General features: G+C 45.5%; 13 protein-coding genes. 10 read left to right on the top strand and 3 right to left on the bottom strand.

Annotation, left to right across the window (positions count from 1 at the left end):
• The first annotated feature begins 165 nt into the window (after positions 1–165).
• From AC58VC_RS04495 to AC58VC_RS04455, 9 genes are all read left to right on the top strand, one after another.
• Positions 166–2,472: a helix-turn-helix domain-containing protein gene (locus AC58VC_RS04495; protein ID WP_497367613.1), complete on the top strand. Its 2,307-nt coding sequence runs from the start codon at positions 166–168 to the stop codon at positions 2,470–2,472.
• A gap of 63 nt (positions 2,473–2,535) precedes the next feature.
• The gene (locus AC58VC_RS04490; RefSeq protein WP_497367612.1) at positions 2,536–2,667 is read left to right on the top strand and encodes a hypothetical protein; all 132 of its coding nucleotides are present in this window, start codon (positions 2,536–2,538) and stop codon (positions 2,665–2,667) included.
• A 438-nt stretch (positions 2,668–3,105) separates the two neighbouring features.
• Positions 3,106–4,002 carry an ABC transporter permease gene (locus AC58VC_RS04485; protein WP_497367611.1) on the top strand — a complete coding sequence of 299 codons (897 nt, stop codon included), beginning with the start codon at positions 3,106–3,108 and terminating at the stop codon, positions 4,000–4,002.
• Between the two features lie 18 nt (positions 4,003–4,020).
• Positions 4,021–4,917 carry a carbohydrate ABC transporter permease gene (locus tag AC58VC_RS04480; protein WP_497367610.1) on the top strand — a complete coding sequence of 299 codons (897 nt, stop codon included), beginning with the start codon at positions 4,021–4,023 and terminating at the stop codon, positions 4,915–4,917.
• 117 nt (positions 4,918–5,034) lie between these two features.
• Positions 5,035–6,717 (top strand): extracellular solute-binding protein, encoded by a 1,683-nt coding sequence (locus AC58VC_RS04475; RefSeq protein WP_497367609.1) that lies wholly within the window; start codon positions 5,035–5,037, stop codon positions 6,715–6,717.
• A gap of 90 nt (positions 6,718–6,807) precedes the next feature.
• A complete protein-coding gene (locus AC58VC_RS04470) occupies positions 6,808–7,698 on the top strand; it encodes an SGNH/GDSL hydrolase family protein (protein WP_497367608.1) in 891 nt (296 codons plus the stop codon).
• 108 nt (positions 7,699–7,806) lie between these two features.
• Entirely contained in the window at positions 7,807–8,220 is a 414-nt protein-coding gene (locus AC58VC_RS04465; RefSeq protein WP_497367607.1) for a DoxX family protein, read from the top strand.
• A 75-nt stretch (positions 8,221–8,295) separates the two neighbouring features.
• On the top strand, positions 8,296–8,994 hold the full coding sequence (locus tag AC58VC_RS04460) for a pirin family protein (protein WP_497367606.1): 699 nt from the start codon (positions 8,296–8,298) through the stop codon (positions 8,992–8,994).
• Between the two features lie 20 nt (positions 8,995–9,014).
• Positions 9,015–9,341 (top strand): hypothetical protein, encoded by a 327-nt coding sequence (locus AC58VC_RS04455; protein WP_497367605.1) that lies wholly within the window; start codon positions 9,015–9,017, stop codon positions 9,339–9,341.
• Positions 9,342–9,431: 90 nt separating this feature from the next.
• Here AC58VC_RS04455 and AC58VC_RS04450 read toward each other — a convergent pair whose 3' ends face one another.
• The 3 genes from AC58VC_RS04450 to AC58VC_RS04440 all read right to left on the bottom strand — a co-directional run bounded on the left by AC58VC_RS04450 (position 9,432) and on the right by AC58VC_RS04440 (position 12,226).
• Positions 9,432–10,673 (bottom strand): MFS transporter, encoded by a 1,242-nt coding sequence (locus AC58VC_RS04450; protein ID WP_497367604.1) that lies wholly within the window; start codon positions 10,671–10,673, stop codon positions 9,432–9,434.
• Between the two features lie 152 nt (positions 10,674–10,825).
• Entirely contained in the window at positions 10,826–11,299 is a 474-nt protein-coding gene (locus tag AC58VC_RS04445; protein WP_497367603.1) for a MarR family transcriptional regulator, read from the bottom strand.
• Positions 11,300–11,326: 27 nt separating this feature from the next.
• Positions 11,327–12,226: a helix-turn-helix domain-containing protein gene (locus AC58VC_RS04440; protein ID WP_497367602.1), complete on the bottom strand. Its 900-nt coding sequence runs from the start codon at positions 12,224–12,226 to the stop codon at positions 11,327–11,329.
• Between the two features lie 121 nt (positions 12,227–12,347).
• Between AC58VC_RS04440 and AC58VC_RS04435 the strand changes: the two genes are divergently transcribed.
• Complete coding sequence (locus tag AC58VC_RS04435) at positions 12,348–14,870, top strand: glycoside hydrolase family 2 TIM barrel-domain containing protein (RefSeq protein WP_497367601.1); 2,523 nt, start codon at positions 12,348–12,350, stop codon at positions 14,868–14,870.
• Positions 14,871–14,876 lie beyond the last annotated feature (6 nt).

Here is a 14,876-nt window from a genome sequence, read left to right as displayed (position 1 = left end):
CTCACTTCAGTTGAAGTGAGTTTTTTGTTTCAGCGAAAATTACGTATATTTGCTCTAAAATGGAAATTTGTATGGTAGTCAGCCTAATTGTACCCTAGGCGATGATGCCCTAATTCTATATAATGAGTTGGGGAGTAAGCGCTATCATAGAAAGGGGGGTTACTAGTGCCCAAGTTCTCAGGCGTGTTTCGAAAGTTTCTTTTTTCGTACATCCTTATTTTAATCATTCCAAGCATTGCGGGGTATATGTCTTACCGTACCTCCATTGCTGTCACGCAGTCTATTTCGATTGAAAACAATGTGACGCAACTGCAGAAGAGTCAGGAAATTTTGGAGCGCAGAATGGCTGAGGTGGAGAGCTTCACCAGACAGCTGGCTTTGAATCAAGATTTAAGCGTACTTTTGAATGAAAGCGTAATAGATCAGAAAACCAATGTGTATGGGATTTGGAAAATATCCAAGGATATTATGGCTTATAGTCAGACTAATGACTTTTTGAAGCACTTTTTTATTTATTTCACCAAGGTTAACGTACTTGTGACGCCTGGGAATGCTTATTTTCGACCGGAGCATTATTATCAGACATCGCACTACAACAATCTTTCATTAGATGAATGGAAAAAAAACATTTTAGAAAAAACGCACAGCAGTGAAATCATGCCGCTGAGTCCTTTCATTACTGGTGGGGCACAAACTTCCGTTATTACGTTCATGCAATCGCTTCCATTGGACAGTTTTAATGACTCTTCACCAGCTACGGTTGTTACGATTATTGATGAAAAAACGATAAACAGCGTATTATCGGGTTTGCGAAATGAAACGGGCAGTTGGATGTACATTAGTGACGCACAAGGACATACCATTAGTTCTCAGGGAATTACCCAGTCGGAGATTGAGCAGCTTTCTGCGGATCCGCAGTTCAATAAAGAGTCGGTTAGCCAATTTTATAAAGATGATCTCGTGATCAAAATTCGTTCGAAATCAACAGGCTGGGTTTATAGTACGGGGATTCCAAGACATGTTTTAATGGAAAATGCGAATAAAATCAAATACATCACCTGGTCGGTGACGGGTGCTGCCCTGCTGATTGGTCTTCTTGTAGGCTACTTGCTTTCGTACCGTAATGCACTTCCAATCAATAGGCTGCTTCAGGTCATGAAAGAGCACTTTGGCAAGGAAGCGGCGCTAGCGCGCAATGAATATGATTTCATACAGGGCAACATTTCGAATATTCTGATGAACAGCAAGCACTTAGAATCCGAGCTCAAACGGCAGCTTCCATTGATTCGAGATGCTTTCTATAAGCGCTTAATTGCAGGCGAGTTTCAAACCAGGGAAGAGATCATGTCTGCGGCTGCTCAGGCGGATACCGGTGTCAGCTTCAATTCCGGATACACAGGTATTTTGCAAATCAATGGGTACTCCGATATGGAAAGCGTTGAAATTCTTAATGAACTAAGCGCAGCCAGGTTGATTCTGAAACAAATTTTGCTGGAAGATGAAAGTCGCGTGCTTGTTCATATGACCGATTTGGGTTCGGATCGATTGGTTCTCCTCTTTACATCTAGAGATCAAGAAGCTGTGGAGGAAGTTAGCAAAGATGATATCGAGCAGCTCTTGAACAGGCTAGTCGATCTTGCTTTTGGTGAATATCGCATTACGATAACGGCTGGGTTAAGCGACCCTTTTACCTCCGTTATGGAGGTTAGTCGATCGTATGAGCAAGCAAGGCAAGCATTAGAAAATGCTATCTATATGAACAAAAAAGGAATCGTATGGTTAGGCGATACACGAATTGAGAGCAATACGTACTATTATCCCATCGATTTGGAGCTGCGATTGATTAGCACAATTAGAGCAGGTGATGAAGAGGAAGCAGGGCGAATCGTCAAGTCGATGATCGAGCAAAACACGGAAAATCGCGAGCTTTCCATGGAGATGAAGCACCAGTTCATCGGGGAATTAAAAGGAACGCTGCTCAAGCTGCTTGACCAGAAGGCGATTATGGAATCCCACACGTTCGAGAAAATCAAAAATCGCATCATAGCCATTGTGACGAGTGAATCCATTGAACTTATTTCCCGAGAAATAAATGAGATTATTGCGGACATGTGCGGCCTTATCACGAGTAAAAAGAATGATGCGCACTCTCGAACGGTGAAACAAATTAATGAATTTATCGCAGCCAGGTATGCAGATCCAGATCTTAATTTATACCGAATTGCGGAACATGTCGAGCGGCCAGAGAAATACATCTCTCAGCTGTATAAAGAGGTGACGGGGACGAATTTATCCGACCATCTCGAGAAAGTACGAATGGATCACGCGGCGAGCCTTCTTAAAAGGAACCAGTACAACGTCGACGAAATTGCTTCGCATGTCGGCTATAACAGTTCACATTCTTTCCGTCGGGCATTCAAGCGAGTGATGGGCGTTTCGCCAAGCTCGTTCAGACAATCTGTCGAGGAATGAAGAAGTGGTTGTCCTATAAGTACATTAGTGCAGTCGAAGCTCCGCTTTTTACGAGCTTTAACGATGAGAAACATCGTTAAAGTGAGGTCAAGCGCCTGCCGAGACAGCTTTAAAGATGTAAAACATCGTTATAAGCTGCGAAGTGCAGTCGAAGCTCCGCTTTTTACGAGCTGTAACGATGAGAAACATCGTTAAAGTGAGGTCAAGCTCCTGCTGAGACAGCTATAACGATGTAAAACATCGTTATAAGCTGCGAAGTGCAGTCGAAGCTCTGCTTATACCAACTGTAGCGATGAGAAACATCGTTACAAGCCTTGAGGTCTGATGGCCTTCCCTTGCCCACATTTTGCTTAAGAAAGCAACAGTAGATACCAGAACTAAAGGAGCTAAGCGGTTACAAACCGCTTAGCTTCTTTTCATTCACACATACCCATTCCTTATGGGACTGCCTTTAATGCTCTGTACAGGCTAAAACCGACGAAATGGACGTTCGCTAAAGCAAATGGCCTGCTTTATTCGGGCTTTATGTTCGTAATTTGACTCAAATGTACCTATACGATAGCCGTAGCAGCCACCTATAATCAGCCATATAGAAAGCGCTATCACACTTTATCGGATTGTAGGAGGGAGCATGTGAAAAAGAGTCTTATCAAACATTGGCAGCTGTATCTGATCGTGATTCCACCATCTTTGTTTTTTCTTATTTTCAAATATTATCCAATGCTCAATGCCGTCCTTGCCTTTAAGGATTACAACGTGACCAAGGGGATTTGGGGAAGCCCATGGGTAGGCTTTAAGCATTTTGAGCTGTTTTTTGAGAATCCGCTCTTCTGGACTTTAATCAAAAACACGCTGCTCATTAGCGGCTATTTACTTCTCGCCGGCTTCCCAATTCCTATTTTATTAGCGCTGGCGCTTAATGAAATACGTAATGGCAAGTTTAAACGGTTTGTGCAATTAGTTTCATTTGCACCGTATTTTATTTCCACCGTTGTCATGGTTTCCATCATCATGCTGTTTCTAGCTCCTCGGCTAGGTTTCGTGAATGTGGCCATGAATTATCTGGGGATGGATGCCATCAATTTTCTCGGGCAACCGGGGATGTTTCGCTCGATCTACGTTTGGTCGGATATTTGGCAGACAGCCGGTTATTCCGCTGTTATCTTTCTGGCTGCGCTGGCTGGTGTCGATCCTTCGCTTTATGAAGCAGCCAAAGTAGACGGAGCATCACGGTTTCAGAAGATCCGCCATATTGATCTGCCGGGCATTCTGCCGACGATCACGATCATTTTTATATTGAATGTTGGCAGTGTTATGTCATTAGGATTCGAGAAAATTTATTTGCTGCAAAACCCGCTGAACAAAATAAATTCAGAAATCATTGCTACTTACGTGTATCAAATCGGTCTCTTAAACGCGAACTATAGCTTTGCGACGGCTGTCGGCTTATTTAATTCCTGTATCAACTTAATGCTGCTCGTAGTCGTTAATCGCATAGCGAAGCGGCTCTCGAATACGAGTATTTGGTGAGAATGGAGGAACCATGCAATGAATACCGTGAAAACAACGATCCGAGAGTCAGCGGGCGATAGGATATTTGTCATTAGTGTCTATGTGATCCTGAGTCTCCTCTTGGTGATCGTTTTGTATCCGCTGATTTATATTTTTAGCTCCTCATTCAGTTCACCAGCGGCCGTGACGTCGGGACGTGTGTGGTTATGGCCAGTGGAATTTTCTCTTAAAGGATACGCGCAGCTCGTGGATAATCCGAAAATCATTATGGGTTATGCGAATTCCTTGTTTTATACAGCAGTTGGCACGCTGATATCGGTAGCGCTTACGATCATGATTGCTTACCCGCTATCACGCAAAACATTCAAGGGACGAAACGTCCTCATGATGTTAGTCACATTCACGCTGTTATTTACCGGCGGACTAATTCCTACTTATTTAGTCGTGAAGCAGATGGGACTTATTGATACGAGATGGGCTTTATTAATTCCCAATGCGATCTGGGTCTGGCAGGTCATCATCGCTCGAACGTTCTTTCAAACCTCGATTCCCGATGAACTCATTGACTCAAGTGAGATTGACGGCTGTAGTGACCTCCGATTTATGTGGAGCGTCGTGATCCCGTTGTCCAAACCGATTATCGCTGTTTTATTCCTTATGTACGCAGTGGGCCAGTGGAATGCCTATTTTGATGCGCTTATTTATCTTAAAACCGCTCAGCTGTTCCCGCTTCAACTCATTTTGCGCAGCATTATTATTCTGAACAACAGTTCGAATGCGACGGATGCTTTGAAATTGGTTGAAAGACAGCAGCTAGCGGAGCTCCTCAAATATTCGCTGATTGTTGTTGCAACGATTCCGGTGCTTATCATTTACCCGTTTGTGCAGCGTTATTTTGTGCAAGGGATGTTAGTTGGATCTGTTAAAGGTTAGCAGAAAGAGGGATAAGGCGATGCTTTGAAGAATTGAAAGGGGTGATCGACGACAACTTACAGGCTAAGGATGAACCTATAAGTTAGCTTTTCAAATCAGTAAAGGGAGCGGATTTCATTGAAAAGAAGATCGGTCAGCGCATTGATTTTTATCATAATGTTCAGTATGGTTCTTGCCGCATGTACGAGTACACAAGAGGCATCGCCTTCCCCATCGTCGAAGCCTTCTACAGATACAGCCTCGCCGAGCGCCGCTCAAGCAAGCAAACCTGTACAAATTAGCGTTTTTGCTCAACAGGCGAACGATATTGATTTGAACACGAACCTGTTCACGAAGCATTTGGAAAGTAAATTTAATGCGAAGTTTAAGTTCGATGTTATTCCCTACGACGGTGCGAAAGAAAAGCGCCAAATCTCGTTAGCAAGCGGCGATTATCCAGAAGCGTATATGTTAACTGCTTATATCGATCAGTTCTCACAAGCGGATCTTTTGAAATTCGGTAAACAAGGTGTCTTGCTGCCGCTTAATGATTTAATTAACCAATATGCTCCAACAATTAAAGCGGCAATGGAGAAGGATGCAACGTTCAAAAGCTTTATTACAGCACCAGACGGCAAAATTTATGGTCTTGGCTCGTACACGCAATGCTTCCACTGCTCTTATCCGAACAAAATGTGGATCAACACAAGCTGGTTGAAGAAGTTGAACCTTGAGGTGCCGAAAACGACGGAGGATTTCAAAAAGGTACTCCAAGCCTTCAAAAAGAATGACCCGAATGGCAACGGCAAGGCCGATGAAGTTCCTCTTAGCGGTTCTACCGAAGATTTCGGCGTGCGTGTTATCCCATTCCTGATGAACGGTTTCATCTATGATGACGACCGCAATTATTTGAACTTAGTTAATGGGAAAGCGGATACAGTGGCTAATAAGCCGGAATGGAAAGAAGGCCTGACTTATATTAAATCCTTATACGACGAAGGTTTGATCGATCCCGGTGCGTTCACTCAAAATGCCGAGGCTTTCAAGAAAATCGGAGAGAACGGGTCCGGTCAAATTCTTGGTGCAGGCGCAGGCATGCATCCAGCTATCTTCGTTAATATTGATAAAGGCAATAAAAACTCAGCTGACTATAACCCAGTTCCGCCGCTTACAGGGCCACACGGTTCACTGTCCACGCATGATGGAGGCGGCTTGATTCCAGGTGCGAAATTCGTCATCACGAATAAAGCGAGCAAAGAAGCGCAGGTTGCATTAATCAAAATGGTCGATTACATGTTCACCATGGAAGGCCAAACGAATGCAGCATCCGGTATGGAAGGCATTGATTGGAGAAAGCCGAAGGAAGGCGAAGTAGCGCTGGGCAAAGGGGTTACGCCGCAAATCGCGACGATTCCTGCGGTTGACGGGCAGCCGCCTCGTAACGCGGGATGGAGCGGCATGGGGCATTTCTACCAACCGCAAGAATATCGCGACAGCATCGTACAAGGCACGGATGTTTACGATTCCGCCAATTACGAACGGAGATTGTATGATGCGACGCTGCTGTACCAGGGGCATGAACCGAAAGAACTGTTCCCGATGTGGGCGATCTGGATTGATCCCGCGCTGACGGACGAAGCGAGTATTCTTCAAACGAACATCAAGAACTATATCGAGCAAAGCGCGCTCCAGTTTATTACAGGGAACAAAGATTTGAACAAAGATTGGGACGCTTATGTGAAAGGTCTCGACAACCTGAAGCTCGGCAGATATCTTGAAATTCTCCAAAAAGCTTACGATACGGCAGCGATTAAAAAATAAGGTATGGCATGGGGCTGTCGTGATGGGTCAGGAATGACCTGCTCGATAGCCTCATTTTCCGCTTGTGATACGAACTCGGGGGTATCTTAGATGACTGAAGAAAAGAGAATCCTTTTCCTAGGGGACAGCATAACAGCTGAGGGAACGTTTATTGCCTATTTAGAAACATGCCTGCTTCGGCGCTTCCCAGATCAGCAGTTCACACTGATTAACCTTGGTGTGCCTAGTGAGACAGCTTCGGGTTTAACAGAGGAAGATCATCCATTTCCGCGGCCTTGTGTCCATGAACGGATCGAGCGTGCAGTAATGGCATGTCAACCCGATTGGGTCGTGTTAGGTTATGGGATGAACGATGGGATCTATTCGCCTTTTTCCAAAGAACGGTTTCGAGCTTATCAAAATGGGCTGCTTGAAGCTATCCGACTCGTCTGTTCAAGCGGTGCCAAGGCTATCGTTATGACGCCTCCGCCATTTGATTCATCAGCTATTAGGCCAGAAACTCTTCTGGCTGATGGTTATGATGTAAAAGCATACAGCTACTTGACGCCATATGAACATTACAATGATGTTCTTAGATCGTATGCATGTTGGCTGCTTTCACTGGACGGGAGCGCTGCGGAGGTTGTGAATATCTATGATCCGCTGCTGCAAGCGAGGGAACAGGCACGACATAACGATCCAGACTACCGATCTGGAGATGGGATTCATCCTCTCGCTGACGGCCATTGGTTAATCGCCGAAACGCTGCTCCGTCATTTGTTTCAGATGAGCTGTGAGGTCCGTCCACCGTTCGTCGATCAACCAGAGAGTTCGCCTTTCTTTCAGCTCGTTTTGCAGCGCCAGATAGTGTTAAGTGCAGCTTGGAAAGAACATATCGGTCATTCCAATCCGAATAAAGCGTTAGCGTTACCTCTGGAAGAAGCATTGCGAGAAAGTGAGCAGCTAGCGAAGCAAATAAAAAACCATTCTTCTATTCATTAGGGGGTGGTTTTATTTAGTTGCTTGACAAAAGTAAGCGCATGACGTTATTATACGAACATAAAGTTCAATACTTTAAAAAAGTTAGCTTTGGAAGGGGAAGTCAATAAAGTGAAGAGTTATCAACAAATGGGCGCATTGTTATTAAGAGTGGTGCTCGGAATCATCTTTTTGTCACATGGTGTTGCAAAGTTTCAAGGAGGAATCGGCAATATTGCAGGTTGGTTCGAAAGCATTGGCATTCCCGGATCCATGGCATATGTAGTGGCAACGATCGAATTGGTAGGTGGGATTGCCCTGATTCTAGGACTAGGTACACGTATTGTGTCCGCAATATTGGCAATTATCCTGCTCATAGCGACATTCAAAGTGAAGCTGGCTGTCGGTTTTCTTGGAAATGGCCAAATGGCAGGATATGAGCTTGATCTCGCTTTGATCGGTATGGCTGTATATCTGCTATTCAACGGAAGCCATAAGCTTGCGATAGACTCGCTTTTTAAAAAAGGTCAATCTACAGCGCTATAAGCGTTCAAGTATAAGGTATAGGCGTTTCTTTCTTGTAAATAATAGGTCGGTGGAGTTTGAAACGGAGGGGTTCCTATGATTCAGATTTATGCGGCAGAGAACCGTCACCAAGTCAATTTAGGATGGCTTCAAAGCCGATTAAGTTTCTCGTTCGGGGAATATTATGATCCGAATAATACCGACTTTGGGATAATGCGTGTTTGTAACGATGATGTGGTAGCGCCGGGTAGAGGATTTGGTGCTCATCCTCATAGCGATATGGAAATTGTGACGATTGTGCTTGAAGGAGCTGTTCAGCATTCGGATAATCTAGGCAATTCGGAGATAACTTCTGCGGGAGAAGTACAGCGGATGAGCGCTGGCACTGGGGTCGTACATGCTGAATTTAATGCTTCCAAAACAGAACCAACCCGATTTCTGCAGCTTTGGTTTGAGCCGCGTGAGCTGGGGCTGTTCCCAACGTATGAAACTCGTCCCTACGATTCTGAGCAATTGCGTAATGCTCTGTTACCCGTGGTGACACCAGAGGGATCTGAGCAAGCGGCTATGATCAATCAGGACGTGACGCTTTATTTGAGTCGAATTGATCAAGGGAAGTCGCTGCCTTTTGAGCAAGAAGAAGGGCGTCGAGTGTTTATGTTTGTCATTGAAGGGCAAGTTACCGTAAATGGGAAACAGCTCAAAGAAGGGGATACGGCTCGCATTGAGTCCGAATCTCATCTGATTGTTGAGGCAGAGAAAGACGCATTTATGATGCTGATTGACCTTCCATAACGGAACCAAGGAGGTATGTAATGAAAGAAGTACTCATTGTTAAACATGCCGTCGGAGGCCGTACATTTATTCACTCGGGAACAGAGGCACTAAGTTATGCTGTACATCCAGAAGGTGAGGGCTGGCGTATCACGATTTCCACGCCTAAGAACGCGGCTATCGAGGAACTGCTTAAGTGGAAACATGAGCTTAATGTTTTTCTCTTTCAGGAGTTTGATGATCAGCCAACTCGTAAGATTTGGTTCTACGTCAAAGAAGGTCCGGTTATGTACGAAGATCAATTACAGCAACTGTTGATCAAGGCTCAGTCCCGGATCGATTATGTGCCGGATGAATTTGACATGTGAAACCCATATATATAGAAGAAAGCTGTCACCTAGTAGAATTTTCTACGTATGTGACAGCTTTTTATTTTACCGCGGAGCAGGTTGTTTGGTCTATACGCTCCTCTTTTGCCTAGTCCCCTTATACAGAACTAGCGCTGCTGCAGTTATAAGGATCATACCCATAAAAGCCGGGGCGGCATGACCAAGCGATACATAGATTTGACCTCCAATGATGGGTCCAATCATTCTTGCTAAAGCCTGGATCGATTGGCTGCCTCCCTGAATCCTGCCTTGTTCACTAGCATCGACAGACTTGGAAAGCATACCATTGAATGAAGGCCCAAAGATCGAATCACCAAAACCAAATATAAACATGCCAGCGATAAAAAGAGGATAGAATGAGAGCAAAGCAGATAACGCAATAAGACTGTAGCCTATAATCTCCGAAACCATTCCCAGAATGGCTATCTGTGCATCACTAAGCTTCAGCAAAAGTTTGGGCATTATGAAACCTTGTGAAAGGATATCTTGGAAACCCATAATTGAGAACATAAGTCCGATTAGTGCAGGCTTCCAACTGAAAGTATCCATTGTAAATTGGGAGAAAACGGCCTGTAAAGATCCGTTGGGAATCCAAAGAAAGAAAGCTGAGATCAGCAGTCTTTGTAAGCTTTTCATAGAAAGTATGTTTGCAAGCTGTGTAAAAGGGTTCAGCCTTGCCAAGGGAATATCTTTCAGTCTATTAGTCTTGCTAAGGCTTTCAGGCATGTATAAGAATCCATAAAGAACATTCAATAAAGTGATTATAGCTCCAAAATACATCGGGGCAGAATAACTGAACTTGGCAAGTAATCCGCCTAGCGTTGGGCCAATGATAGTTCCTGCACCTACAACCGCACTCACCCAACCAAAGTATTTGGTTCTCTGTTCTGGAGGAATGATGTCTGCAAAATAAGCGAAGATCGTGCTTATGCTGCCGCCAGTTATCCCTTCAATGATGCGCCCAACAAATAGAATCCATAGAGCTCCTCCTATCCCAAAAATGAAGTAGCCGATTGCGGACCCCAAAAAGCATAGGAAGAGCAATGGACGACGGCCATATTTGTCGCTCAAAGCCCCAAGTACGGGGGCCGCAAAAAACACGCAGAGTGCATAAACAGAGGTTAGCAGAGTAACAACGATCGCTTGTTCACCTGGACTACTTATATATGGCTGGACTAAGAATGGGACGATAGGTGCTATGATACTGAAGCCTATTCCGCAAAGAAATACAGAGATAAGACCGAATACTAAAGCGTGTTTATCTACGGCTTGTTCGGTGTTCTGTTCATGGTGTGATCTTAAACTTGACAATTGCATTCTCCTCTTAGTAGTTGGTATTTTGCTTCCTCGGAAACAAAAATATCACGATATTCCTTCCTTGTCAACAAAAATAGGGCAACAAAAAGACAGCCTGCTCTCATAAGAGCCCGGCTGCCGGTGGTTTCCTTTTACATGATTCCAATCTATTCCGATTTCATATCTATCTCCTGCTTCTTTATTTCTGCATCCAAATGCCTGCTATACGTTTCCAAAAAACGAAGCATACCGTCAAATTGCTTCTCGGTTACCTGTTCGAATACAGCTTTATCCCGTTCTTGAAACTCTCTGTGCAGGTCCTCATGGATTTTGTCAATTACTTTCCCTTGCTCAGTAAGCCTAAAATAGATTTCTTTCTTGTTATCCGGCTTCTGGTAGCTTTTGATAAGGCCTTTATTAATGAGTTTCTTAGTTAGTTTGCTTATGGCACCGCTTGTCATGTAAAAAGACTCCGCCAGTTTCGTCACGTTGGAATCTACATTTCTTCCAATGTATTCGATGCAATGTACCTCAGACGACGTATACCCCTTAAGGCTGTCTTCCATTTTAAACTTATTAAGCCAAACCATCTTGTTGAAAACGTCCCTGAAACCACTTATGACCTGATCTTCTTTGTTCATGGCCTGTCCTCCTGTATGCCTGACTTATTAGGTGAGCTCCTCATAACGATGCATCCCTTTAAATGTGTATGGCGTGTAGCCGACGTGTTTTTTGAATAGTTGGCAAAAGTATGAAAAATTGCCGAGCCCAACGGCTTCCCCAATGTCTTGAACCGACATGTCGGTTGTTTTGAGCAGCCAACATGCCTGACGAATGCGTCTGGCGGTCAAATATTCGGTAATTGTACTGCCGATCGATTGCCTGAAGGTAGCAGACACATGGTTCGGAGTGAGATGAACCGCTTGGGCGAGGTCTTCCAGCTTGAACGGCTTACTATAATTCTCTTCAATCCAGGAAAGCATCCGCTCAGCCGTTGTTGAGCTTTTGCGCGGATGCACTTGCGTAAGGTCTGTCTGAGAGGTAACTGTCGTTTCAAAACCTGTGCGCACTTGGTGGAGAAAGGCAGTTAGGAAAAGCAGCTGCTCTTCAAGCAGCCTTTCTGTGCCTTGATTGATAGCAGCCTCAATCCTAGGTGCATAAAGACGGAATAATTGCTCGAGCTCCGTAAGATCTGATCGATGGAAAGATTGTGGAGATAACGGATCTTTCCACAGTTTATGTAAGAATTCTTGCAGCGACGGAAAGGCAGCGAGAGCAGCCTCCAGGACCGCGGGTTCGAGAACGAAAAGCGAGCGAACATAACTTTCCTGCGGAAGGTTATACATACGAAGACGATGCAGCTGAAAAGGTCGAAAGCAAAAAATCGCCCCCGGTGTCATTTCAATGATTTGTTGCTCAATTATGGCGATGCCTCTACCTTCATGGACGATGAGAAGTTCCATCCCCTGGTGGGCGTGGAAGATTTCCTCGAACTCTTGCGTTCTATTTTTGAAAAACGATAATTGCACAGGATGAACATTTAAATTCATATAGTTCATTAGCTTCATAACGAAAACTCCTCATCGTAATCTAACAACATTTTATCATAAGAGGGCTAAACATTATTCGCTTTTTTTTTGGTACGATGAGGGTAGGTTATTGAGCAGCTAGAGGAGGAACGACTGGTTCATGAAAAAGCGCAGGTTAAACGAAAATTGGGAGCATTATCGCGGATCCTTAGGCGGTGCTTGGGAGGTTTGGCGGGCAGATAAACTGCAAAACCACTATAACGTGCCGTGGGAAACGGTCACGCTTCCCCACACTTACAATGGGCTTGATGTCATGGACCCGGATAGCAAGTACTATCAAGGACAAGGCTGGTACCGAAGCCGGCTTGCGGTCGATAATCCGTATCCGAAGGGAAGAACACTGCTGCATTTTGAAGGTGCAGGACAGCGAACGGATGTGTATGTTTACACCGAGAAGGTAGATTCGCATCTTGGCGGTTACGATGAATTTACGGTTGACATCACGGAAGCCACTCAGCGGGCTAAGGGAATAGAGCGTTACGCCGGACAGGTTCCGGTTGCAATTGCCTGCGATAACAGCAGGGAGCTAGAGACCATTCCTTCTGATGCAAGCGATTTCAATCTGTATGGCGGAGTGTACCGCTATTTGAACCTTGTTTATGTACCGCAAATCTCATTGTCCAGTGTGCATGTGCAGACTGATTTGGATGAGGTGATGGCTGGAAAAGCGGAGAATGGGAAAGTCAAAGTGCGTGCTAAGCTATACAACCCGGAAGCGATTGCCGCAAATGTGACTTTGACAATCACAGTAAAGCAGCAGGATGGCGTGGTTATCGGCCAATCTGAAGTCACTTTACCTGCTTGGCAGGGGGAGAAAGAGCTTGCTGCTTTGGAAGTGCCTAGGCCACATCTATGGTCGGTGACAGAACCGAACTTATATGATTGCTCCGTGGCGCTGGTTTGTGAAGATGGCGAAACTGTGGTGACAGAGCGCTTTGGTTTTCGTCGTTTTGAATTTGTAAAGCAGGGACCATTTAAGCTCAATGGAGAACGTCTTCTGCTCCGCGGAACGCATCGCCATGAGGATCATGCAGGTGTAGGAGCAGCGATGAGCGAGGATTTGATTCGTGAAGAAATGCAGTTGATCAAAGACATGGGCGCTAATTTCATTCGCCTTGGCCACTATCAACAGTCACGAATCGTGCTTGACTTATGCGATGAGCTTGGGCTTCTCGTCTGGGAAGAAATTCCTTGGTGCCGTGGGGGCCTTGGCGGACCCGCTTATCGCGAGCAGTGTATCGACATGCTCACGGCGATGATTGAACAGCATTACAATCATCCCTCGGTCATCCTATGGGGATTAGGGAATGAGAACGACTGGGAATGCGATTTTGATTACTTCGATCAGCAGGAAATCCGTGCATTCATGAAAGAACTGCATGAGCTCTCTCATCAGCTGGACCCTAGCCGATTAACATCGATTCGCCGCTGTGAATTTTGCAAGGACATCATTGATGTGTATTCGCCTTCGATTTGGGCAGGTTGGTATCGCGGTGTCTATACAGACTATGAGTCGAGCAGTAAAGCTGCCTTCGAGAATGTGGATTCTTTCTTCCACATGGAATGGGGCGCAGATAATTTGCCGACGCGGCATGTCGAGGAAACCTATACGGGCTTCACATTTATGAAGCAAACCGAAGGTGCAACTGACGAGCGCGATGGGGACTACTTGTTGACTGGCGGCGAACCACGCGTGTCTCGTGACGGCGATTGGTCAGAGACCTATTTCTGTGAAATGATCGATTGGTACTTGAAATCGCAAGAGAATATGAGCTGGTTGACGGGAGCAGCGCAGTGGTCGTTTAAGGATTTCTCCACGCCAGTGCGGCCGGATTCGCCAATTCCTTATTTGAATATGAAAGGGATCGTCGAACGGGATCTGACGCCGAAAGAAGCTTATTATGTTTTCCAATCCTATTGGTCTGAGAAACCGATGGTGCGCTTATATGGTCATTCCATGCCGGTTCGCTGGGGGGCTCAAGGTGAGCGGAAGATGATCAAAATGTATTCTAATGCTGAGGAAGTGGAACTGTTCCTCAATGGCGAAAGCCTTGGCGTGAAGCGCCGCGACTCGCAAGATTTCCCGTGCGCAGGCTTGCGTTGGGAGACGGAACTGCGTGCAGGAGAGAACCATTTGCGCGCGGAAGCGGTTCGTAACGGTGTTGTTGTGAGCGACGAGCTGAGCTTCCGTTATCAAACAGAGTCTTGGGGAGAGCCGGTACAGCTGGAGCTGACGACAGAAACGTTGGAAGACGGGCGTGTATACGCAGAAGTACTCGCGTATGATGCGGCAGGTGTATTTTGTCCAGATGCGGCGGCTTTTGTGCGTTTTGGACTAGCTGGTGACGGGAAGCTGCTGGATAACCTCGGCACGATCCGCGGTTCGAGGCTTACACAACTTGCGTCAGGGCGGGCAGGTATTTATGTGGATCCGTTTGGCGGTTTTCCGGCTGGCATTACGGTGACGGATTTTGTGAGTGCAGGAGGCCCGGCATCATCTCTGGTGTCGAAGTCAGATAGCAGCCGTAATGAGCGTCAGTATACATCTGTCATCAGTGCAGCTTGTGAGGGAATGCCTACCGTTACTAAGGTAGTTGTAATAAAGGGTTCAAATCATGAATAGGAGGTC

This window comes from Paenibacillus sp. J22R67 (genome assembly GCF_059692175.1).
The sequence above is the reverse complement of the archived record's forward strand: the minus strand, read 5'-3'. Positions and strand labels throughout refer to the sequence as shown.

What these genes read in the sequence shown, in the direction of transcription:
- AC58VC_RS04490 (WP_497367612.1), top strand. Translation starts at nt 2,536, where the DNA reads ATGAGAAACATCGTTAAAGTGAGGTCAAGCGCCTGCCGAGACAGCTTT.
- AC58VC_RS04480 (WP_497367610.1), top strand. Translation starts at nt 4,021, where the DNA reads ATGAATACCGTGAAAACAACGATCCGAGAGTCAGCGGGCGATAGGATA.
- AC58VC_RS04470 (WP_497367608.1), top strand. Translation starts at nt 6,808, where the DNA reads ATGACTGAAGAAAAGAGAATCCTTTTCCTAGGGGACAGCATAACAGCT.
- AC58VC_RS04460 (WP_497367606.1), top strand. Translation starts at nt 8,296, where the DNA reads ATGATTCAGATTTATGCGGCAGAGAACCGTCACCAAGTCAATTTAGGA.
- AC58VC_RS04455 (WP_497367605.1), top strand. Translation starts at nt 9,015, where the DNA reads ATGAAAGAAGTACTCATTGTTAAACATGCCGTCGGAGGCCGTACATTT.
- AC58VC_RS04445 (WP_497367603.1), bottom strand. Translation starts at nt 11,299, where the DNA reads ATGAACAAAGAAGATCAGGTCATAAGTGGTTTCAGGGACGTTTTCAAC.
- AC58VC_RS04440 (WP_497367602.1), bottom strand. Translation starts at nt 12,226, where the DNA reads ATGAAGCTAATGAACTATATGAATTTAAATGTTCATCCTGTGCAATTA.
- AC58VC_RS04435 (WP_497367601.1), top strand. Translation starts at nt 12,348, where the DNA reads ATGAAAAAGCGCAGGTTAAACGAAAATTGGGAGCATTATCGCGGATCC.